Below are 20,847 nucleotides of genomic sequence, written 5' to 3' on the forward strand. Positions count from 1 at the left end.
TCGGACGGAAATCCGGAATATCTCTAAGCCCTGATCAGGGCCATGTGCTGCACCCCGCGGCTCCTCGAGCCCGCGGGGTGCAGTACTGTCAGCAGCATCAGGATCAGAGCGCGGCGATCGTGATGAATCCCGCTACTCCTCGTACTCCCGCCTTGCGCTGTTACTCGATGCTCTCGTGATGTCTGCAAGCGCGCTCACCTGGTTCAGCTCTATCACTCTGTTCAGAATCCTCTGCCTTTGATGATGCGCCGCGCCCACATAGGCCGGCCCTGTACCTCGGGAGTCACCGATGCCTCACCCGACCGCCCTGCCCGCCCCTGCCCACACGCCGAAACGTCCAGCAGGATGGGACGACGTCGCCCCCTGGGGGTCGTCCCTGTCTGGCTGGCGCGGTGCCCTGCTTGGTGCCTTCACCGTGCTGGTGCTGCTGGCCAGCATGATCGCCGCACCCCCGGTACAAGCCTCCAGCACCGTGCTCGAGCGGGAGCCGAACAACAACACCCAAAACGCCCAGGTGGTGAACCTGGGAGACACCGTTCACGGCAGCTTCTCGACTCGTGATTGCACCCAATCGGACTGCGACATCTACAGGTTCTCCGCTACGCAGGCGGGTCGTGTGCAGCTTGACCTACGTTTCGCTGACGGGCTGGGAACTTCCGGTGAACTTGAGGTTCGTGTACTAGGGGCTCAGGGAAATGCGCTGTTGGATACAGCACTGAGTCCCAGTGACCACAACGGTGCACGGCTACACAATGTGGCCGTGTATGTACCCGCCGGCACCTTCTATGTGAGTCTCAAGGCCCGCGAGCGGAGCGTCTGGTGGAACCAGGCCTACCAGCTGACCGCGACTCTTGCTCCGGCGCGCGTAGAGAACGAACCCAACAACAGCACCGCAACCGCTACAGCGGTCGGCCTGGGGCAGACCATTCAGGGTGCCGGGATCACTGGTGACTGCACCCAAGCGGATTGTGACTATTTCCGAGTCAATCTCTCCCAAGCCAGTCGACTCAGTGTGGACTTTCAGTTCCCCTGCCACCTCGGGACGGACCAGATGTACACTGTCACGCTCTTGGACCAGAACGGCACCCGGTTGGCCGAGCACAAGCCCCGGGGTTCTGACTGCAACGGCAAAGCACTCCGTGAGTCCCTGGTCTCAGCCCCAGCAGGGAACTTCTATGTGTATGTGAAGACCATGAAGCGCAGCCCAGCCTTCGGCAAGGCCTACTCCCTGACCGTCAACGGTTTGGTCACCCCCGTCACTCCCACCGTGTCGGGAACCGTCAAGGTGGGGTCCACCCTCACCGCACAGCCCGGTACCTGGTCTCCCAGTGGCACGGCGCTGACCTATCAGTGGCTGCGGGACGGCAAAGCCATCAAGGGTGCCACTAAGTCCACCTACAAGCTGGGCTCGGCGGATGCCGGCAAGAAAGTCAGCGTGAAGGTCACCGGCACCCGCAGCGGCTACCGGACGGGCGAGGCCACCAGCAAGACTCACTCTGTGCCCCTGCAGACGTTTACAGCCACCCCCGCCCCCACCCTGTCGGGGACCACCAAGGTGGGATCTACCCTGACTGCCAAGCCAGGCACCTGGGCCCCGGGGGATGCGCAGCTGGGCTACCAGTGGCTGCGAGATGGCAAGGCGATCAAGGGCGCCACCAAGTCCACCTACCGCCTGAAGGATCTCGACGCCGGCAAGAAGGTCAGCGTCCGGGTCACCGGCGCCAAGAACGGCTACGCGTCCGTCGCAAAGACCAGTGGTACCCGCTCAGTGCCTATGCAGACCCTCACCGCTGTGCCTACGCCTACCGTCTCGGGTACGGCCAAGGTCGGCGCCAGCCTGAAAGCTGCGCCGGGGACCTGGGGGCCCAAGGACACCTCGCTGAGTTATCAGTGGCTGCGCGAGGGCAAGGCGATCATGGGCGCCACGAAGTCCACGTACAAGCTCTCCGCCTCCGACGCCGGCAAGAAGGTCAGCGTCCGCGTCACCGGCAAGAAAACGGGATACGCCTCGCAGGCTAAGACCAGCAAGGCTGCCACGGTCCCTTTGCAGAGCTTCTCCCGGACACCGACACCGAAGATCACCGGCTCGACCAAGGTCGGATCAACGCTGAAAGCTCAGACGGGCTCGTGGCGCCCCTCGGACGCCAAACTCAGCTACCAGTGGCTGCGTGACGGGAAGGTCATCAAGAAGGCCACCAGGAGCTCCTACACATTGACGCGTTCCGACGTCGGCAAACGCATCAGCGTGCGAGTCACGGCCACCAAGTCCGGATACAAGGACGCCGCCAAGACCAGCCGCGCTGTCAGCCGTATCGCCCGCTGAGACGAGACGCTTGACCGTGGCCCCCGCTTCCCCGGTAATCCGGGGGAGTCGGGGGCCTGCGGCGTTGCAACTCCACCCCCAACAGGTCTACACTCGCGCAAGTGCTGAATAGCCATCCTGAAGCCTCCGCATCCTCCGAGTCTCCCTGCCTCACCCTCGACTCAGGCCTGACCGTCCGCCCCTGGCAGGACGGCGATGACCTGAAGCTGCTGGAGGTCTGGGGAGACCCCGAGAATCCCATGCACCACCAGGACCGCGCACTGCTGCGGCCCAGTTCCAACGATCCCTGGGCGCGGTGCATCGTTGCCGAAGACCACGGCCTGCCCGTCGCCGCGGCCACGATCTTCCGCTCATCCCTGCACCCGGACCGTCTCTCCTTCTACGCCGAAGTCTCCCAGGAGCACCGGCGCCGCGGCGTGGCGGCCCAGCTGCTTCAGATCCTGGAAGCCGAAGTTCCCAACTGTGAGGTCCAGGCCCTGAAGGCGCGCTGCGCCAAGGGCTCAGCCGCCCAGTGCTTCCTCAAGGACAACGGCTTCACCAAAATCCAGTCCTCCCGCCAGATCATCATCCAGCCCGGCGCTCTGCCCCTGCCGGACCTGGAGAACTCCGACCTGGACCTCCAGGACATCGCGACCGGATCTGTGGAGCTCACCCAGCTGGTCGCAGATTTCTACAACGCCGTGCACTCCTGGGACCGGGCCGAAATGACTCTCGGCCGCGCCCAGCAGATGCTCCTGGCACCCGAGACCGGAGCATCCGGCGTCGTCGTGCTCCGTGATGTCAGCGCCGGGGAGAGCGGACCCAGTCCCATTCTCGCGTTTGCCATCAGCTACACCTCCGAGCGCACGGACGCCCCAGCCGACGTGCTGCTCGGCTGGGATCCGCAGCTTCCCGAGGAGCGCGCGAACGCCGCCGTACACGATCTTCTGGCCCTGGTCGCCGCCCGCTACCCCGTCTCGGTAGAGGTCGACGACGCCATGGTGCCCCTCAAGCGCGTCACCGATCAGCTGCTGGGGCGCGACGAGGCGGAGATCGACTTCGAAGCCCTGATCTACGCCCGCGACACGGAGACCACAGCGAACCAGTGACCGAGACCGTTGAACGCCTGAGCGAGGCAGCAGGCAGTCCCCGCGCCACGGACGAGGATGCGGGCCAGCCTTTGCTGCCGCCCCTGACGCTGGGCCCCATCACCGTGGAGACCCCCGTGGTGCTCGCCCCCATGGCGGGCATCACCAACACCGCCTTCCGCCGGCTCTGCCGCGACTATGGTGGAGGGCTCTACGTCAACGAGATGGTCACCGCGCGTGCCCTGGTGGAGCGGCGCCCGGAGTCGCTGCGCATCATCAAGCACGAGCCTGACGAGGTGCCTCGTTCGGTGCAGCTGTACTCGGTGGACCCGGTGACCACCGGGCACGCCGTGCGCATGCTCGTGGAGGAGGACCGGGCCGACCACATCGATCTGAACTTCGGATGCCCGGTGCCCAAGGTGACCCGTAAGGGCGGCGGCTCGGCACTGCCGTGGAAGATTCGGCTCTTCGAGTCGATCGTGTCCACCGCTGTGCGCGAGGCTTCCCGGAACAACATCCCGGTGACGGTGAAGATGCGCAAAGGCATCGACGAGGACCACCTCACCTACATCGAAGCCGGCAAGGTCGCCCGCGATGCCGGAGTGGCTGCAGTGGCGCTGCACGGCCGCACCGCTCGGCAGCACTACTCCGGTCAGGCCGATTGGAGCGCGATCAAGACCCTCCGCGATTCCCTGCCGGATATCCCCGTGCTCGGCAACGGTGACATCTGGTCCGCAGAGGACGCGGTGCGCATGGTGAAGGAGACCGGAGTTGACGGCGTCGTCGTGGGTCGTGGCTGCCAGGGCCGCCCCTGGCTCTTCGGTGACCTGCAGGCCGCCTTTGAGGGGCGCGACGCCCGGCACCGTCCCGGCGTAAGCACCGTGTGCCAGACGCTGCTGCGTCATGCCCAGATGCTCATCCCGTACTTCGACGGGGACGAGCACAAGGCCATGCAGGACATCCGCAAACACGTGGCCTGGTACTTCAAGGGCTATCCCGTGGGATCGCAGCTGCGCACCCAGCTGGTCACCGTCGAGACCATGGCCCAATTGGAGGAGCTGCTGGGTCAGCTGGACCAGTCCATCGGCTATCCCGGAGACGCTGCTGAAGGTCCCCGTGGCCGCGCAGGCTCGCCCAAGAAGGTCCATCTGCCCGAGGACTGGCTGGCCTCCCAGGAGCTCAACGAGGACCAGCGCGAGATGATCAAGGCGGCCGAGGTCGACACCTCCGGTGGATAACCGCGGCCCCGTCACACGCGGACTCGGTAGGCTTGAACGGTGAGCGTCAGGAATGTGGAACGTGTCGAGGGCCAGTACGCGGCCCTGCGCCCCGGCTATACGGAGGCCGATGAGGACCGCTGGGTCCCCGAGCACGGAAAATCCGTCTACCGCTCCAGCTTTGAGCGCGACCGGGCCCGGCTGCTGCACTCCTCCGGGCTGCGCCGCCTGGGCGCAAAGACTCAAGTGGTCTCGCCCCACGGCGACGACTTCTCCCGCACCCGCCTGACTCACTCGCTGGAAGTGGCCCAGGTGGGGCGGGAACTGGGTCGGCTGCTCGGATGCGACCCCGACGTCGTCGACGCCGCCTGCCTCTCCCACGACCTGGGGCATCCGCCGTTCGGGCACAACGGGGAGAAGGTGCTCAACGAACTGGCCGCCGGCATCGGCGGATTCGAGGGCAACGCGCAGACCCTGCGCATCCTCACGCGGCTGGAGACCAAGCGCTTTCACCCCGATGGTCGCTCAGCAGGCCTGAATCTCACCCGCGCCTCCCTGGACGCGGCGGTCAAGTATCCCTGGCGGGCCCACGAGGCCCCCATCAAGCGCGATGGCACTCGGTCCTCCAAGTTCGGCGCCTATGAGGATGATCTCGAAGTCTTCCAGTGGCTTCGACAGGGGGTGGAGGGCACCCGCAAATCCATGGAGGCACAGGTCATGGATGCCGCCGATGACATCGCCTACTCGGTGCATGACGTGGAGGACGGCATCGTCAACGGGCGTTTCCAACTGAAGTTCCTAGACGACGACGTCCAGCGCGCCCGCGTCATCCAGACCACCCAGGAGTGGTACCTGCCGGAGACGGATGAGGCCCGGATCGACGTCGCCTTGACGCGGCTCTCGGCCAACGAGAGCTGGGTACGGGAGTCTGACGGATCCCGCCGGTCTTTGGCCGCGCTGAAGAACATGACCAGCGAGTTCATCGGCCGCTTCTGCGGAGCCTTCTGGACCGCCACCCGTGAGGCCTACGGCGACCGGCCCCTGGTGCGGCACGAAGCCGATCTGGTCATCCCACAGGAAACCCTGGAGGAAATCCAGGTGATGAAGGGCATTGCCGCCAACTACATCATGGCTTCCCGCGAGCAGATGCCCATCTACGCGCGCCAGCGCGAGGTCATCGAAGGGCTCCACGCCCTGCTGCTGGAGACCGGCGACCGTTTCCTGGACCCGCAGTTCCAGGCGGATTTCCACGCTGCCGACGACGACGCCGGACGCCACCGGGCCATCATCGATCAGATCGCCTCCCTCACCGACGGCGCCTGCCTGGAGTGGTACGCCACGCTGGTGCGGGGTCGGCCCGTCACGAATACGCTCTTCGCATGAGCAGTCAGACACCGCCGGGTGCTGAAGGCCTGGATCCTCATCCCGAGGGCGGCTGGTATCGGCGCACCTACACCGCGCAGCACAGCGTCCAGCGTGAGAACGGTGCTGTGCGGCCTGCCGCCACGCTGATTGAGTTCTTCCTGCCGCCGGGGGAGACCTCAGCCTGGCATGTCGTGGAGTCCGATGAGATCTGGCTCTGGCACGGCCCCGGTGCCCTGACCCTAGAACTGGGTGGATCCGGCGCGGTGCCGCGAGCCCAAGACCAGCATCCCCTGGACGCCGAGCACACCCAGGTGCTGGTCCCGGCCGGGGTATGGCAGCGGACCCTGCCTACTGAGGATCCGGTGCGCGTGAGCTGCATGGTCAGTCCCGGGTTCTCCTTTGAGGACTTTACGCTGCACGCCCCGGGTGGCGACCACACCGAGGGCTGAGACGCCGGGCTATTTCCCGATATCTCCGGCGGTGACGCCGAAGGCGGCGAACAGCTCGGCGGAGTCCACGAAGAGGTTCAGATCGGGCTCTCCTGCTCCCATGGCGATGCGCCCGGAGATGGAGTCATCGGCGAAGACGGGCAGGGACGTCGTCGTGCCGAAGGGGTTGATGGTGCCGGGGCGGTAACCGGTCGCCTCGAATCCCTCGTCGGGCGAGGCCATAGACATCTTCTTGAAGCCGGCGAGTTTGCGCAGCTTGGCCCAGTCCACGGCCTTATCCCCGGGAATGAGCGCCAGCACGTACTCCACGTCCGTGGTGGACTGGGTGCGCTTGGCCTTGGCGACGAGTGTCTTGACGATCTGGGAGGTCTCGATGCCGAGGTTGGCGGCGGCTTCCTCCACCGAGGACGCCGGACCCCGGCTGATGAACTCGATCGGGACTCCCCGCTGGTCAGCCGATGCCTGTACGCGCCCGCGTCCGGAAACTTCAGTCATGGCACACCACTCTAGAGACTTCCGCCGTCGCCGGTGCGCACCAGACGCTGCATGAACGTCCCGACGGCGTGGAGTTCCCCCTCCGGAAGGTGCTGGCCGAAGTAGCGCTGCAATCCCCGTAGGTGGGTGCCTGCAGCCTGCCGAAGCGTCTCGAGTCCGTGGGAGGTCAGGACGACGTGGACGACCCGCCGGTCGGCCGGGGAGGTGCTGCGGTCGATCAGTCCGCGGTCCTGCATACGATCGATGAGGCGAGTGAGCCCCCCGGTGGTGTAGAGCAGTGCCTGGGCCAACGCTGACATGCGCACCGGCTTGTCTCCGGCCTCCTCCAGCCGGTGGAGCACGTCGTACTCCGAGAGCGTCAGCCCGTGGGAGGCTTTCAAATCCCGCTCCAGCAGGCGCATCAGCCGGCTGTGGGCCTCCAGGAAGTCGGTCCATGCCCGCAGGCGTGCCGGGTCGATCCGTTCGGTGCCCTCGTAGCTCGCTGCGGTGGGGCTCAGCTGCGATGTTGGCTCTGTGCGATCGGTCACGGGCACATCCTAGCCCTGTCCCGACACCTCACTCGTCGGTACAGTATCTGCAGGTACAGATATTAAGACGGAGGGAGTGCTATGCCGGAGTCCGCACCAGGCCACCCGGAGGATGCTCAGGAGAAACACGCGCCGACGCGAGGGATTGATCGTCGGTCCTTCCTGTTCGGCTCTGCCGCAGCGGCCGGGGTCGGTCTGCTCGGAGCCGGTGGTTATGCCGCGGTCCGCACGCGTGAGGCGGACCCCGCCAGCCAGTTCCAGGACGGCCAGCCGGTGGTCTTCCGCCGCGCCGCCGTCGTGACCCAGGACCCTGAGCGGGGCACCCTGCCTGAGGCGGACGTTCTGGTTCGGGATGGCGTGATCGTTGCGGTGGAGCCGAACCTCAGCGCCCCCGATGACGCAGCCGAGATCGATGCGGCAGGGGCAGTGCTCATGTCCGGCATGATTGATACCCATCGGCACATGTGGCAGTCGGTGCTGCGGGGCGTCGGGGCCAACTGGACCATCACCAACTACTTCCAGTGGATCTACCAGGAGTGGGGTGAGCTCTGGCGGCCTGAGGACGTCTACGCCGGCAACTATCTCTCCATGGTGGAAGCCATCGACTCTGGTGTCACCACCAGCGTGGACTGGTCCCACGGACTGCGCACACCCGACCACGCGGACGCCGCCGTGGAAGCGCTGATGGACTCCCGCGGACGTGCCCGGCTCGCCTACGGAAACATCTTCGACCTACCGCAGAACTGGGTGACCGGAGGCGACATCGACCGGCTGATCAACGCACACTTCTCCCATCCCTATCACAGCACCGAGGAACTGGTGACTCTGCAGCTGGCCTGGGACGGCGGGGGAGAGGATCCCGAGTTCCCCGAGCGCCCCGCCTGGGAGTACGCGCTGGACCGGGATCTTCCGGTGACTCTGCACGCTGGTGTCTGGGGCTACCCCCTCGACGTTGCCATCGAGAACTTGCACAGCAACGGATTCCTGCTGCCGACCAACACCTACGTCCACGCCGCCAGCTTGCAGCAGAGCTCCTACGAGCTCATCGCCGAATCCGGAGGCAACGTCTCCATCTCCGCCGAATCAGAGCTCAATGCCGGGCAGGGCTATCCGCCCACCGGCGAAGTGCGTGCTCACGGCATTCCGATCTCACTGTCCATGGACACCTCCGTATGGTGGAGTGCGGACATGTTCGCCGCCATGCGCGCTACGCTCAACGCCGATCGAGGACTGGGGCACCTGCAGGCCCATGAGGAGGACCTCACCGTGGTCAACAACGACCTGCGGGTGGCCGATGTGCTCCGATACGCCACCCAGGGAGGCGCCGACGCCCTGCAGATGGGAAGCAACCTGGGATCCATCACTCCCGGTAAAGCCGCCGATCTGGTGCTGCTGCGGGCCGATTCCGCCTCTATGTCTCCCATGCCCGAGCCCGAACATCACGTGGTTTTCCAGGCGCAGAGGTCAGAGGTTGACACCGTGATGGTCGGCGGCCGGGTCCTGAAGCACCAAGGACGTTTGGCAGACCAAGAGAGCCTGGACCGGGCGCGCCGTCTGGCCCAGGAATCACTGGACCATCTGCGAGAGCAGATCGGGAAAGAGGCGTGGGAAGAGGCAGTGAATCCACCGGAGTTCGAGACCGAGGAAGCCGATCACTCTATGGAGTGATCCGGCCGCCTCCACGGCACTTTTCCCCACGGGTGAAGGTCTGCGCGAGACAGGGGTAGATTGGACTGGCAGACGAACCGGGTCTCTTCAGCCCGTGGATGAGGCATGGGAAGTGGGTGTGCAGTGGCTGGCCTGATCAAGCGCGAGGATATTGATGCGGTGCGCGAGCGCGCCGATCTGCGCGAGATCGTGGAGCAGTACGTCACCCTGAAAAAGGCCGGCATCGGCTCCTACAAGGGCCTGTGTCCCTTCCACGACGAGCGCACGCCCAGCTTCCACATTCGCCCCCAGGTGGGCACCTACCACTGCTTCGGCTGCGGGGAGTCGGGAGACGTGATTGCGTTCCTGATGGGCCTCGAGCACACCAGCTTCGCCGAGACCGTCGAGCGCCTGGCCGGAAAATACGGCATCGAACTGCGGTATGAGGACGGAGGCACGGGGCCGGACAAAGCTGAAGTGGGACGACGCCAGCGCCTGCTGGACGCCCATAAGATCGCTGACGAGTTCTACCGCGAGCATCTGCACAGCCCAGAGGCCCAGACCGCTCGAGAGTTCCTCGGCGGTCGTGGATTCACTCGTGACCACGCCGAGCAGTTCGGCGTCGGCTACGCCCCCAAGGGATGGTCCCATCTCCTGGACCACCTGCGCCGGCGAGGGTTCCGTGACGATGAGCTCAAGCTCACCGGCATGTTCTCAGAGGGCGGGCGCGGGCTCTACGACCGCTTTCGGGGTCGCCTCATGTGGCCGATCCGGGATATGACCGGAAACACTATCGGCTTTGGCGGGCGCCGGCTCTACGAGGACGACCAGGGGCCCAAGTACCTGAATTCCCCTGAAACTGCGATCTATAAGAAGTCACAGGTCCTCTACGGCATCGAGCACGCCAAACGGAACATCGCCAAACAGCGTCAGCTCGTGGTGGTCGAGGGGTATACCGACGTGATGGCGTGCCACATCGCCGGCGTCGAAACGGCTGTGGCCACCTGCGGCACCGCCTTCGGAGACGGTCACATCAAGATCGCTCGGCGCCTGCTCTCCGACGATGGAAGTCCCGCGGAGGTGATCTTCACCTTCGATGGTGACGAGGCGGGCCAGCAGGCCGCAGTGAAGGCGTTCAACGAAGCCAACCAGTTCAACGCCCAGACTTATATCGCCGTGGGCCCCGAGGGAATGGACCCCTGCGATGTGCGCCAGCACCGCGGGGATGAAGCCCTGCAGCAGGTCATTGCGTCCAAGACGCCATTGGTGGAATTCGTGGTGCGTCGGCGCCTCCGAGACTGGGATCTCAACACCGTGGAGGGGCGCATCGGTGCGCTGAAGGCTACGGCACCTGTTGTGGCCAGTATTCGGGATGCGGCCCTGCGCAGTGCCTATACCCGCGAGCTGGCCGGGTGGCTGGGTGCAGACATGGGACAGGTGGAAGCTGCCGTCAAGAATGCCCCAAAGCCCGTGTCCTCCCCAGCTGGCGTTTCTCAGGCGCGCCTGAGCCAGCAAGGAGGTGCCGCCTCCGGACCCGACGCGTCCCTCCGTACCGCCGAATCCCCCCGCTCCGGCGGTCAGGGATCTCGGGGAAGCGCCCCGGGTCGAGGCGGCAGGGGGCAGCGCAACGGCCGGGTCGAGCAGGAGCCGCCGCAAGAGGACTACTACGGCTACGACTATGGGGATCCCGGACCTGCGGCTGGGCCGGCGCCGTATGCCTTCCAGCGCCCCGACACCCGGGACCCCGCCGTCATGATGGAGCGCCAGGCGCTCGAGGTGATCCTGCAGCATCCCACCCGTCTCACGGCCGATCAGTGGGAGGAGATCTTCAGCGTCCGCTTCAGCGCGCCCGCCCACCAAGCGATCCACGACGGGATCCGGATCGCAGCCGCGCACGCCAGTGACCCGCGCGCGTGGGTCCAGAACGTCCGCGAAGAAGTGCCTGAGCCCATCCGTTCGCTGGTCTCCGAGCTGGCGGTGGTGAGTCTTCCCGCCCGCACCGAGGAGCACCTGGACCGGTACTGTCAGGACATCCTCAATCGCTTAGTGGAGCTGAAGATTCAGCATGAGAAAGCCAACCTGCTGGGCCGCCTGCAGCGCATGGACCCCAGCGATTCCTCGGAGGAATATCGACAGCTCAACGCCGAACTTATGGAACTAGAGCGCCGTCGTCGCGCCCTGCGCCAGGAGGAGTAACGCCCGCCGCCGCCTCAGCAGCCGGGGCAGAGACAGTACTGTCCAGTAGTCATAACGATTCACTAACACTGACGTTGACCTGGGGTAATCCTGGAATTTAGCTGAAAAGCCGTTGCTAGGGTGAGTGAACGCGTCCGAAACCTGGGGGTAAGAACGCAAGGGACTTTCGCCCACAGCGCGCGGCGCCGAGGAACGGAAAAGTCAAACTAGAGGTGGATGAAACGTGGCTGAGAAGAAATGGCTGACCGGTCTGTCGCTGCTCACCGTGCTGGGCCTGACCCTGACGGCATGCGGCAACGACGAGGGTGACGAGGCGGACCCGGACGACAACAACGTCACCGACGCCGAGGAGAGCAGCGCCGAGGAGACCACAGAGGAAGAGGACGAAGGTCCCTCCCTTCCCGCGGCAGAGGCCGGTCTGGTCTACGAAGACATCTCCCAGAACGTCACCGTCACCGACACCCATCGTCCCGGGGACCTCGGGGAGGTCGTGGTGCCCGGCGGAGTCCTGACCGTGGAGTCGGTTGAGACCATCGAGTCGGTCGCGGCGGAGGAGATCGGTGAAGCAGTCGAGGAGCCTGAGGAGGGCGCTCCCGGAGGAGCCCCCGAGGAGTTCCGCGCAGCCGACGGCGAAGTCTTCAGGATCCTGACGCTCAGCTACGAAGTCGATGAGGATGCCGGGCACCACACCGCTGCGTCCCTGGCACTGAATGTCGGCGGGGCCCAGAATCACCTGCAGGATCTGGAGATGAACAACGAGTACCGCATTCTGTTCTCCGTTCCCGAGGACGGTGGTGCGGATCTGGTGATCTCCTCCGACGGGCATGATCAGACCGTGGACGTGCTCACCGGTGAGCGCGACGAAGACGACGAGGTGGCGGCCGGCTACTACCGCCAGATCACCAACCAGGACGTCAATCACACGTTCCGTATCGATGACAGCATTATCGCCACGGTCGATCACCGCGGGCGCACCTCGGACGATTATGTCGTTGACTATGACTTCCATGTCTCCTCGGTACGCCTGGCTGCTTGGAGTGAAGAGGGCGGATGGGCTAACGACGGCGAAGCGTGGCTCATCATCGAGTGGCGCTATGAAGTGAGCGCCGACGGCCCGGCTATCTTCCAAGCCGTTCATGAAGTGGACGTGACCCTGACCGCGGAGAGCGGAGATGAGTCCTATGAAGAGAACTACTACGACGACGCCGGGCACGTGAGCAGCGGTGACGAGCACGTCACCTCCATTGCCGTCCCCCTTGACACGGTGGATGTGGCGCTAAGCTTCAGCGGCAGTGCGGTTGCCGAGTTGGGTGGCAGCTATGAGCTCGCTGGGGGCGACTCTGTGAGTTTCGCTTCCGATACCTTGGAAGTCTCCTTCCCCGATGAGCGCTACGGCAGCGATGAGGATGAGGTGGATGAAGCGGAGGAAGACGCCGATGGCGAGGATGCCGAGGGCGAGAGCTCTGAGGCTGACGAGGACACCGAGGACGAGGCCTGAGAGCAGTCCGCCCGCCCCTGAAGGAGCGCGGGAACCTCGCATGATCTGAATTCTTTCAGAATGAGTGAACGGAGCCCCGGCTCACGTAGTGAACGCCACTGCGTGGCCGGGGCTCCCTCATGTAATCTCAAGCACATGAGTCAGAACCACAGCCGCACAGCAGCCATGCACGAGATCCCCGAGGCCATGCGACGCGACGTCGGCCTCCTCGGGGGGCTTCTCGGCAAAGTTCTGGACGAATACGGCCGGAATAAGGAGGACTCAGCCGGCCTGCTGGAGGACGTGGAGAAGCTGCGCGCCCTCACCATCGCCGCCGTGGAAGATGACACCGAGGAGACACTGGCCGAGGCCGAGGCCCTGGTGGATTCCTTCTCCCCGGAGCGGGCCAAAGAAGTTGCTCGCGCCTTCACCTGCTACTTCCTCCTGGCCAACCTCGCCGAGGAGCAGCACCGCATCCGCACCCTGCGCTCCCGCGACGGTGAAGTGCCCCTGACTGAGCAGCAACCTTCGGATTCCGTAGCATCGGCCTTCAAGCACTTGGCAGAGGAGGTCGGCCAGCGCGAGGCTGAGCGGCGGCTTAAAGAGCTGCGCTTCCATCCGGTGCTGACAGCACATCCCACCGAGGCTCGACGCAATGCGATCTCGTCCAGCGTGCGCAGAATCGGTTCACTTCTTGATGAGCGCGATGACCCGCGCATGGGCGCCGGTGCCCAGCAGAAGAACACGCGCGACCTGCTCGAAGAGATCGACAACATGTGGCGCACCGCCCAGCTGCGAGTCTCCAACCCCTCACCCCTGGACGAGGTGCGTACCGCGCTCGGAGTGTTCGATTCTTCCTTCTCCCAGGTCTTCACCGAGGCCTACCGCCGCATGGATGATTGGCTGCAGGGAGACGACGCCGGCTCCACCGCCCCCAAAGCCCCCGCGTTTATCCGGCTGGGATCCTGGATCGCCGGTGACCGCGACGGCAACCCGAACGTCACCGCCACCATCACGCGCAAAGCCGTGGCCCAGATGGCCGACCGTGTGCTCACCGACCTGGAGAACCGCGCCCGCGCCGTGGGCCTGTCCATGACGCTGGACGAGCGCTACACGCCGCCCACAGAGGCTCTGGAGGCTCTCTGGAACCGTCAGAAGCAGCTCTCCGATGAGCTGACCGCGCTCGCCGCCGAGCACTCCCCGCGTGAGCCCCACCGTCAGGTCATGCTGGCCATCGCCGGCCGGATCGAAGCAACCCGGACCCGCAATGCTGACCTGGCCTACAGCGTGCCGGCAGATCTGCTGGAGGACCTACGCACCGTGCAGTCCTCCCTCATCGACGGCGGCGCCAAGCGAGCTGCCTACGGGGATCTTCAGGAGCTGATCTGGCAGGTGGAGACGTTCGGCTTCCACCTCGCTGAACTGGAGGTCCGGCAGCACTCCAAGGTCCACTCCCAGACGCTGTCCTGGCTGGAGGACCCCGAGTCCGTGGAGAAGATGGCGGTCCCCGGAGACGAGGTGCTCGAGACCTTCCGCGCGATCGCCTCGGTGCAGGCTCGGTACGGCGTGGATGCATGTCGTCGTTACATCGTCTCCTTCACCCAAAGCGCCCAGAACCTGGCCGACGTCTATGTTCTGGCGGAGAAGGCGCTCGGTGGTGCAGAGAATGCCCCGGTGCTGGACGTGATCCCGCTCTTCGAGACCTACGAGGACCTGCAGAACGCCCCAGCCATCCTTGAGGAGGCGCTGAAGAACCCCTACCTGCAACGCCGTCTCGAGCAGACCGGGCGCCGGATGGAGGTCATGCTCGGTTATTCCGACTCCTCCAAGGACGTGGGTCCCGTGGCAGCGACCCTGGCCCTGTACGAGGCTCAGGAGAAGATCGCGGCATGGGCCATCGAGAACGACATCACTCTTACCCAATTCCATGGCCGCGGAGGCGCGCTGGGCCGCGGCGGAGGCCCCGCCAACCGTGCGATCCTGGCCCAACCTCCCCACTCCGTGGACCTGCGGTTCAAAGTCACCGAACAGGGTGAGGTCATCTCCGCCCGCTACGGCCACCCGGAGATTGCTCTGCGCCACATCGAACAGGTTGCTGCGGCCATTTTGATGGCCAGCGCTCCCTCCACCGAAAAGCGCAATGCGGAGGCCGCCGCCACATTCGCCGATCTGGCCAAGCGGCTCGACGACGCCTCTCGTGAGCGGTTCCATGCCTTGGTGAAGGCTGAGGGCTTCGCGCCCTGGTTCGCTCAGGTGACTCCCCAGGATGAGATCGGGCTCCTGGCCATCGGCTCCCGCCCGGCCAAGCGCGGACTCTCGGTGGAGTCTCTGGAGGATCTGCGCGCCATCCCCTGGAACTTCGCCTGGGGTCAGGCCCGCATCAACCTCACCGGCTGGTACGGGCTGGGCACGGCCCTGGAAGCGATCGACGACGTCGACCTCCTGCGCTCCGCCTATGCCGACTGGCCACTCTTCCGGGCACTCATCGACAACATCGAAATGTCCCTGGCCAAGACCGACCGGCGCATCGCCGAGCGGTACCTGGCCCTGGGGGACCGGGAGGACCTGGCGCAGGCCGTGCTGCAGGAGCTTGAGCTCACCGAAAAGTGGGTCCTGGTCATCACCGGACAGGAACGACTGCTGCAGAACCACCGCGTGCTGGGCCGAGCCGTCCAGCTGCGCAACCCCTACGTGGACGCCCTCTCGCTTATCCAACTGCGGGCACTGAAGAAGCTGCGCTCCGGCACCCTCTCCGAGGATGAGATCGAGGATCCGCGGAACCTGCTGCTCATCTCACTCAAGGGCGTGGCTGCCGGCCTGCAGAACACCGGCTGAGCGCTGGCGGACGGGGCGCGTCACAACTACTCGCGCCCCGCCGGGTGTGGCCCTCTTCAGTAGGCTGAAGTCATGACGGACCAGAACCCGCCCGGACCCCACCCCCAGGACCCCGTCCCTACCCCGCCGTCGGGGCAGGGCGGACCACGTCCTCACGGCGCAGGTCATTACGGGCAGGGTCACCAGGGACAAGTTCCCCACGGTGCAGGCCAGCATGCCCCAGGCCAGTCCGGATCTTCCATGACCTCCGGCCCTGGCCTGCCGCCAGGTGCTGCGCAGCCGTGGCCGCCGATGGACCACCCGGTGTCCGGGAGTCGCGCCCCGAAGGTCTGGGGCAAGGTGCTGACGGCCGCCGTCGTCGCGCTGCTCCTGGGCCTAGGAGGTGGTCTGCTGCTAGGGCTGGCGCTCTTCAGCCCCTCAGAGCCGGAGGGCCGCGCAGAAGCACACATCCAGACCGGGTGCCAGCTTGTGGAGCGCATGGATGATGATGATTACCTGCCCTTCTCCCGAGACGTGCTGGAGCGCGTGGAGGATCCGCTGCTGTGGGAGATGACGGCCGCAGCAATGTTGTTCGTCGCCGCCGGAACCGCCGATGAGAACTACAATCACCTGCAAGAGGCCGGCATGTCCCTTCAGATAGGCATGAACACCTTCCGGGACGAGGACGTCAACGATGCCCTCGACGTGCTGGTCCGAGAGTGCCGCGACTGAGGCGAGCTACGCTCCGGCCTTCCTGGACCCGAATGGGACGCAGAGTGGTCCAGGCCGGTGTTGGGCATGCCCAGTAGGCTGTGAGCATGCTCAATCGCGTCATCGACCCCGGCAATGATCCTTTTCTCTGGCTCGAAGACGTCGAAGGCGAAGATGCCCTGACGTGGGTGCGGGAGCGCAATGCGCGGGCCGAAGGGCAGCTCCAGGACGATCAGTATCATCCCCTGCGGGAGGAGCTCCTGAGCATCCTGGAGTCGCCGGACCGGATCCCCGGCGTCACCACCCGCGGTGAGCACCTCTACAACTTCTGGACAGACGCCGAGCACCCCCAAGGGCTGTGGCGCCGGACCACCCTGGAGTCCTATCGCCGTGAGGAACCCGAGTGGGAGATCCTGCTGGACCTCGACGAGCTCTCAGCCCTCGAGGGCACCACTTGGGTCTGGCACGGAGCTCGCGTGCTGCGCCCCGCTCAGGGGCAGCCATGGCGCCGTGCGCTGATCTCGCTCTCCCGCGGCGGCTCCGATGCCGACGTCACGCGAGAGTTCGACATCGTGGAGCGCCGCTTCATTGCTGAGTCGGAGGGCGGCTTCTACAAGCCCGAGGGCAAGGGTGGACTCAGCTGGATCGATGAGAACACCGTCTACGCCAGCATCGATACGCCAGCCACCACTTCCGGTTACCCGCAGACTGCCCGTCGATGGGCGCGCGGCACCGATCTGAGCCAGGCACAGACCGTCATCTCCGTCGGGGAGGATGACCTCATGGCCGGCGCCGGCTATGACTCCACCCCGGGCTATGAACGCCATACGGCGGTCAAAGCGCTGGGCTTCTACGACTCCGAGACCTACGTGCTCACCTATCCGGAGGATCCGGCCAGCACTGATCCCATGCTTCAGCGCGTGGAGGTTCCCACCGATGTCGGCGTCGGATTCCACCGCGACCTGATCTTCCTGGCCCCGCGCACCGACTTCACCCACGCCGGCGTCACCTACCCCGGCGGCAGCCTCATAGTCGGCGACGCTGAGACGTTCCTGGCCGGGAAGCCCGAGCTCACCGTCCTGTTCGCACCCACCGAGTCCACCTCGCTGCAGGGCATCACCGCCACGCGAAACCTCTTCGTGCTCACGGTCATGGAAGACGTCGTCGAGCATCTGGAGGCTCATTGGCGCGACGACGTCGGGACATGGCGCTCGGCACGCGTGTTCACCTCCATCACCGGATCCCTGTCGGTGAGTGCGCTGGACTCCCGGGAGAACGATCAGCTCTGGATCACCGCCCATGACTTCCTGACTCCCACAAGCAAGTACCTGGGAGACCTCGCCCCCGTGCTGGCGGGTCATGAGGAGACCGCCGAGCTGATCAAACAGGCCCCGGAGCGGTTTGAAGCCGAAGGTCTGGCCTACGTGCAGCGCTTCGCCCCCAGCGAGGACGGCACGCCCATTCCCTATTTCCTCATCGGACCCGCCGAGACCGTGCAGTCCGCGGCCAAAGTCCAGGATGACGACGGTGCGGCGCACGAGGCGGCTGCGAGCTCCGACGCGGGACCGGCGTCCGACGGTTCCAGCGCGGTCCCCGGGGTCACCTCCATCGCCGGGCCCGAGCCGCGGCCCACCATCCTCTACGGATACGGCGGCTTCGAGGTCAGCCAGACCCCGGGTTATCTTTCGCTGGTCGGTAAAGCGTGGCTGGAGCGCGGGGGAGTCTTTGCACTGGCCAATATCCGAGGAGGCGGGGAGTACGGTCCCCGCTGGCACCGGGCGGCGCTGCGGGAGAACCGTCACAAGGCGTTCGAGGACTTTGCCGCCGTCGCCCGTGATCTGGTGGAGACAGGAGTCACCACCGTGGAGCAGCTCGCCTGCCGCGGCGGCTCCAACGGCGGACTGCTGACGGGCAACATGCTCACCCGCTACCCGGGGCGCTTCGGGGCCGTGGTCATCCAGGTTCCTCTACTGGACATGAAACGCTACGCCCAGCTGCTGGCGGGTGCCTCATGGCGCGCGGAGTACGGAGACCCGGAGACTGATGACTGGCAGTTCCTGCAGCACTATTCGCCCTACCACCAGCTCAGCCGCGACGTGGCCTATCCGCCGGTGCTGCTGACCACCTCCACGCGGGACGACCGGGTCCATCCGGGCCATGCGCGAAAGATGACCGCGGCCCTGGAGGAGATCGGAGCTGAGGTCACCTACTGGGAGAACACCGAGGGCGGTCACGGAGGAGCGGCCAACTCTGCCCAGCAGGCCACCATGAACGCCCTGATCTACCGGTGGCTCTGGCAGCATCTGGAGCGCTGACGCAGCGGGAGTCAGTCAGCTCTGCCGGGGCCCGGCTGAAGGTGGAAGACCATTCGTTCAGCCCGTGGCGTCAGGGGCTACTCTAGGGGGTATAGTGTTCTCCGCGGTTTATGCGTACACTGTTCCTAGTCATGATTGTGAGCGCCAGTGCGTCCTGGTGCCTGATTTCGCCATTTCCCTTCACATCCCTATCTGAAGAAGAGGCATGCCCTGATGAGCGCCCCCGCCAGTGAACTGGCTATCGAAACTCACAGCCTGGTGAAAACCTTCGGCAAGAAGAACGCCGTGGACGGCGTGGACCTCAGCGTCCGCCGAGGAGGCATCTACGGAGTGCTGGGTCCCAACGGGGCCGGCAAGACCACAACTATTCGGATGCTGGCCACTCTCCTGCGTCCCGACGGCGGAGAAGCCCGCGTGCTGGGCCACGATGTGCTGGCTGAGCCGCAGGCCATTCGCCGCAAGATCGCCCTGACCGGACAGTTCGCCTCGCTGGATGAGGACCTCACCGGCATCGAGAATATGATCCTGCTGGGCCGGCTGCTGGGCTTCTCCAAGAGTGCTGCCCGCTCCCGGGGCATGGATCTGCTGGAGGCCTTCGGCCTGACCGACGCCGCCAAGCGCCAGGTGAAGAACTTCTCCGGCGGTATGCGCCGGCGTCTGGACATCGCGGGGTCTCTGATTGTGACGCCGGAGCTGATGTTCCTGGACGAGCCCACCACCGGTATCGATCCCCGCTCGCGGAACCAGGTGTGGGACATTATCCGCACCCTGGTGGACGGCGGCACCACGATCCTGCTGACCACCCAGTACCTCGAGGAGGCGGACCAGCTGGCCGATCGGCTGGCCGTCATCGATCACGGCAAGGTGATCGCCGAGGGCACCCCGGGTCAGCTGAAGGCTCAAGTGGGCGCCGGGGCGCTGAAGGTCCGGGTCATTGACCCGGCCGACCGGGAGTCCGCCGCCGAGGTGCTCACCCGCGCTTTGGGCGTGGAGGTGCTCCGCGAGAAGGACAACGCAGCTCTGAGCGCCCGCCTGGGCGCTGATGTTCCCGCCGCCGCCGGTCTGGCCGCTCTGGAGGAGGCCGGCGTGGGAGTGGAGACGTTCTCCCTGGGTCAGCCGAGCCTGGACGAGGTATTCCTGGCCCTGACCGGTAAACCCGCATCCGAGGAAGAGGATGCACCCGTTGATGAGGATGCCGGATCCTCGGCAGCAGTCGCAGCCGCCGCGGGCGGCGCAGGAAGTAGCGCAGCATGACCACTCAGACCATGAACCACACTACTGAAGAGTCCGCCAAGGTCCTGGGCGTGCTGCTCAAGGACGAAGACCGGCCCAGTCCCTCCAACCCGCTGAGCGCTTCAGTGACCTTCGGCTGGCGTGCCATGCTGAAGATCAAGCACATCCCCATGCAGCTCTTCGATGTGACGATCTTCCCGCTAATCATGACCGTGATGTTTACCTACATCTTCGGCGGTGCCATGGGCGCTGTGGTCTCGGGCACCGGAGAGACCGGCGGTGTGGCGATCAGCGAGTACGTCCAGTTCTTCATCCCCGGCATCTTTGTGCAGACGCTCATTATGATCACCATGTACACGGGCATGACCCTGAACAAGGACATCTCCAAGGGGATCTTCGACCGCTTCCGCTCCCTGCCCACATGGCGTCCCTCCCAGCTGGTGGGCGCGCTGCTGGGAGACCAGGTCCGCTATGCACTAGCCGGCGTGATCATTCTCGGCGTGGGCTTCGCCGTGGGCTTCCGCCCCGAGGGCGGTCTCACCGGTGTGCTGGCAGCCTTCCTGCTGCTGCTGATCTTCTGCTTCTGCCTCTCCTGGGTCTGGACCACGATCGCTTTGCTGATGCCCAATGAGGAAGCGGTCATGGGCGTCTCGATGACCATCATGATGCCGCTGACCTTCGCTTCGAACATCTTTGTGCCCACGGAGACCATGCCCGGTTGGCTGCAGCCGGTGGTAGACGCCAACCCCGTCTCCGTGGTGGTGGCCAGCATTCGTGACTTCATGCTGGGCACCGAAGACGGAAGCCTGTTCGCTGTTTCCATCTACTGCGCCGTGCTGGTGGTGGTCTTCGCACCGCTGTGCATGTTCCTCTACAACCGCAAGAGCTGATCGCCACAGAGACCAAGGCGCCGTCGTCGTTCCCTCCTAGGTGGGAGGAGAACGACGACGGCGCTTTCTGGTATCTGGGAGCGCTCATCCGATGGTCGCGGTCATTCGCTCAGTAAGGCGT

General features: G+C 65.3%; 15 protein-coding genes. 13 read left to right on the top strand and 2 right to left on the bottom strand.

Going from position 1 to position 20,847, the window contains the following annotated elements; genetic code table 11:
- Positions 1-289 precede the first annotated feature (289 nt).
- The 5 genes from RH857_RS06770 (at position 290) to RH857_RS06790 (ending at position 6,421) form a co-directional block, all read left to right on the top strand.
- Positions 290-2,323, top strand: a complete 2,034-nt coding sequence (locus RH857_RS06770; protein ID WP_310537214.1) for a hypothetical protein — start codon at positions 290-292, stop codon at positions 2,321-2,323.
- Between the two features lie 101 nt (positions 2,324-2,424).
- The gene (locus RH857_RS06775; protein ID WP_310537215.1) at positions 2,425-3,411 is read left to right on the top strand and encodes a GNAT family N-acetyltransferase; all 987 of its coding nucleotides are present in this window, start codon (positions 2,425-2,427) and stop codon (positions 3,409-3,411) included.
- Positions 3,412-3,428: 17 nt separating this feature from the next.
- Positions 3,429-4,628, top strand: a complete 1,200-nt coding sequence (dusB, locus tag RH857_RS06780; RefSeq protein WP_310537258.1) for a tRNA dihydrouridine synthase DusB — start codon at positions 3,429-3,431, stop codon at positions 4,626-4,628.
- A 39-nt stretch (positions 4,629-4,667) separates the two neighbouring features.
- Complete coding sequence (locus RH857_RS06785) at positions 4,668-5,990, top strand: deoxyguanosinetriphosphate triphosphohydrolase (protein WP_374761131.1); 1,323 nt, start codon at positions 4,668-4,670, stop codon at positions 5,988-5,990.
- Positions 5,987-6,421 (top strand): cupin domain-containing protein, encoded by a 435-nt coding sequence (locus RH857_RS06790; RefSeq protein WP_310537216.1) that lies wholly within the window; start codon positions 5,987-5,989, stop codon positions 6,419-6,421. Before RH857_RS06785 ends, RH857_RS06790 begins: the two co-directional genes overlap by 4 nt.
- A gap of 9 nt (positions 6,422-6,430) precedes the next feature.
- On the opposite strand, the gene RH857_RS06795 is transcribed toward RH857_RS06790, so the two are convergent.
- Both RH857_RS06795 and RH857_RS06800 read right to left on the bottom strand, forming a co-directional pair.
- Positions 6,431-6,916 (bottom strand): aminoacyl-tRNA deacylase, encoded by a 486-nt coding sequence (locus RH857_RS06795; RefSeq protein WP_310537217.1) that lies wholly within the window; start codon positions 6,914-6,916, stop codon positions 6,431-6,433.
- 11 nt (positions 6,917-6,927) lie between these two features.
- Complete coding sequence (locus tag RH857_RS06800) at positions 6,928-7,443, bottom strand: MarR family winged helix-turn-helix transcriptional regulator (RefSeq protein WP_310537218.1); 516 nt, start codon at positions 7,441-7,443, stop codon at positions 6,928-6,930.
- Positions 7,444-7,524: 81 nt separating this feature from the next.
- Between RH857_RS06800 and RH857_RS06805 the strand changes: the two genes are divergently transcribed.
- The 8 genes from RH857_RS06805 (at position 7,525) to RH857_RS06840 (ending at position 20,726) form a co-directional block, all read left to right on the top strand.
- Entirely contained in the window at positions 7,525-9,111 is a 1,587-nt protein-coding gene (locus tag RH857_RS06805; protein WP_310537219.1) for an amidohydrolase family protein, read from the top strand.
- Positions 9,112-9,234: 123 nt separating this feature from the next.
- Positions 9,235-11,286, top strand: coding sequence for a DNA primase (dnaG, locus tag RH857_RS06810; protein WP_310537220.1), 2,052 nt, complete (start codon positions 9,235-9,237; stop codon positions 11,284-11,286).
- 223 nt (positions 11,287-11,509) lie between these two features.
- Positions 11,510-12,784, top strand: coding sequence for a hypothetical protein (locus RH857_RS06815; RefSeq protein WP_310537221.1), 1,275 nt, complete (start codon positions 11,510-11,512; stop codon positions 12,782-12,784).
- 135 nt (positions 12,785-12,919) lie between these two features.
- A complete protein-coding gene (locus RH857_RS06820; RefSeq protein ID WP_310537222.1) occupies positions 12,920-15,598 on the top strand; it encodes a phosphoenolpyruvate carboxylase in 2,679 nt (892 codons plus the stop codon).
- 303 nt (positions 15,599-15,901) lie between these two features.
- Positions 15,902-16,309: a hypothetical protein gene (locus RH857_RS06825; RefSeq protein WP_310537223.1), complete on the top strand. Its 408-nt coding sequence runs from the start codon at positions 15,902-15,904 to the stop codon at positions 16,307-16,309.
- Between the two features lie 86 nt (positions 16,310-16,395).
- Positions 16,396-18,603 (top strand): prolyl oligopeptidase family serine peptidase, encoded by a 2,208-nt coding sequence (locus RH857_RS06830; RefSeq protein ID WP_310537224.1) that lies wholly within the window; start codon positions 16,396-16,398, stop codon positions 18,601-18,603.
- 213 nt (positions 18,604-18,816) lie between these two features.
- Positions 18,817-19,857, top strand: coding sequence for an ATP-binding cassette domain-containing protein (locus RH857_RS06835; RefSeq protein WP_310537225.1), 1,041 nt, complete (start codon positions 18,817-18,819; stop codon positions 19,855-19,857).
- Complete coding sequence (locus RH857_RS06840) at positions 19,854-20,726, top strand: ABC transporter permease (RefSeq protein WP_310537226.1); 873 nt, start codon at positions 19,854-19,856, stop codon at positions 20,724-20,726. Before RH857_RS06835 ends, RH857_RS06840 begins: the two co-directional genes overlap by 4 nt.
- Positions 20,727-20,847 lie beyond the last annotated feature (121 nt).

Origin of the sequence: Nesterenkonia flava, from assembly GCF_031432335.1 — a bacterium.
GTDB lineage: Bacteria > Actinomycetota > Actinomycetes > Actinomycetales > Micrococcaceae > Nesterenkonia > Nesterenkonia flava.

What these genes read in the sequence shown, in the direction of transcription:
- RH857_RS06790 (WP_310537216.1), top strand. Translation starts at nt 5,987, where the DNA reads ATGAGCAGTCAGACACCGCCGGGTGCTGAAGGCCTGGATCCTCATCCC.
- RH857_RS06820 (WP_310537222.1), top strand. Translation starts at nt 12,920, where the DNA reads ATGAGTCAGAACCACAGCCGCACAGCAGCCATGCACGAGATCCCCGAG.
- RH857_RS06770 (WP_310537214.1), top strand. Translation starts at nt 290, where the DNA reads ATGCCTCACCCGACCGCCCTGCCCGCCCCTGCCCACACGCCGAAACGT.
- RH857_RS06805 (WP_310537219.1), top strand. Translation starts at nt 7,525, where the DNA reads ATGCCGGAGTCCGCACCAGGCCACCCGGAGGATGCTCAGGAGAAACAC.
- RH857_RS06795 (WP_310537217.1), bottom strand. Translation starts at nt 6,916, where the DNA reads ATGACTGAAGTTTCCGGACGCGGGCGCGTACAGGCATCGGCTGACCAG.
- RH857_RS06835 (WP_310537225.1), top strand. Translation starts at nt 18,817, where the DNA reads ATGAGCGCCCCCGCCAGTGAACTGGCTATCGAAACTCACAGCCTGGTG.
- RH857_RS06840 (WP_310537226.1), top strand. Translation starts at nt 19,854, where the DNA reads ATGACCACTCAGACCATGAACCACACTACTGAAGAGTCCGCCAAGGTC.
- RH857_RS06830 (WP_310537224.1), top strand. Translation starts at nt 16,396, where the DNA reads ATGCTCAATCGCGTCATCGACCCCGGCAATGATCCTTTTCTCTGGCTC.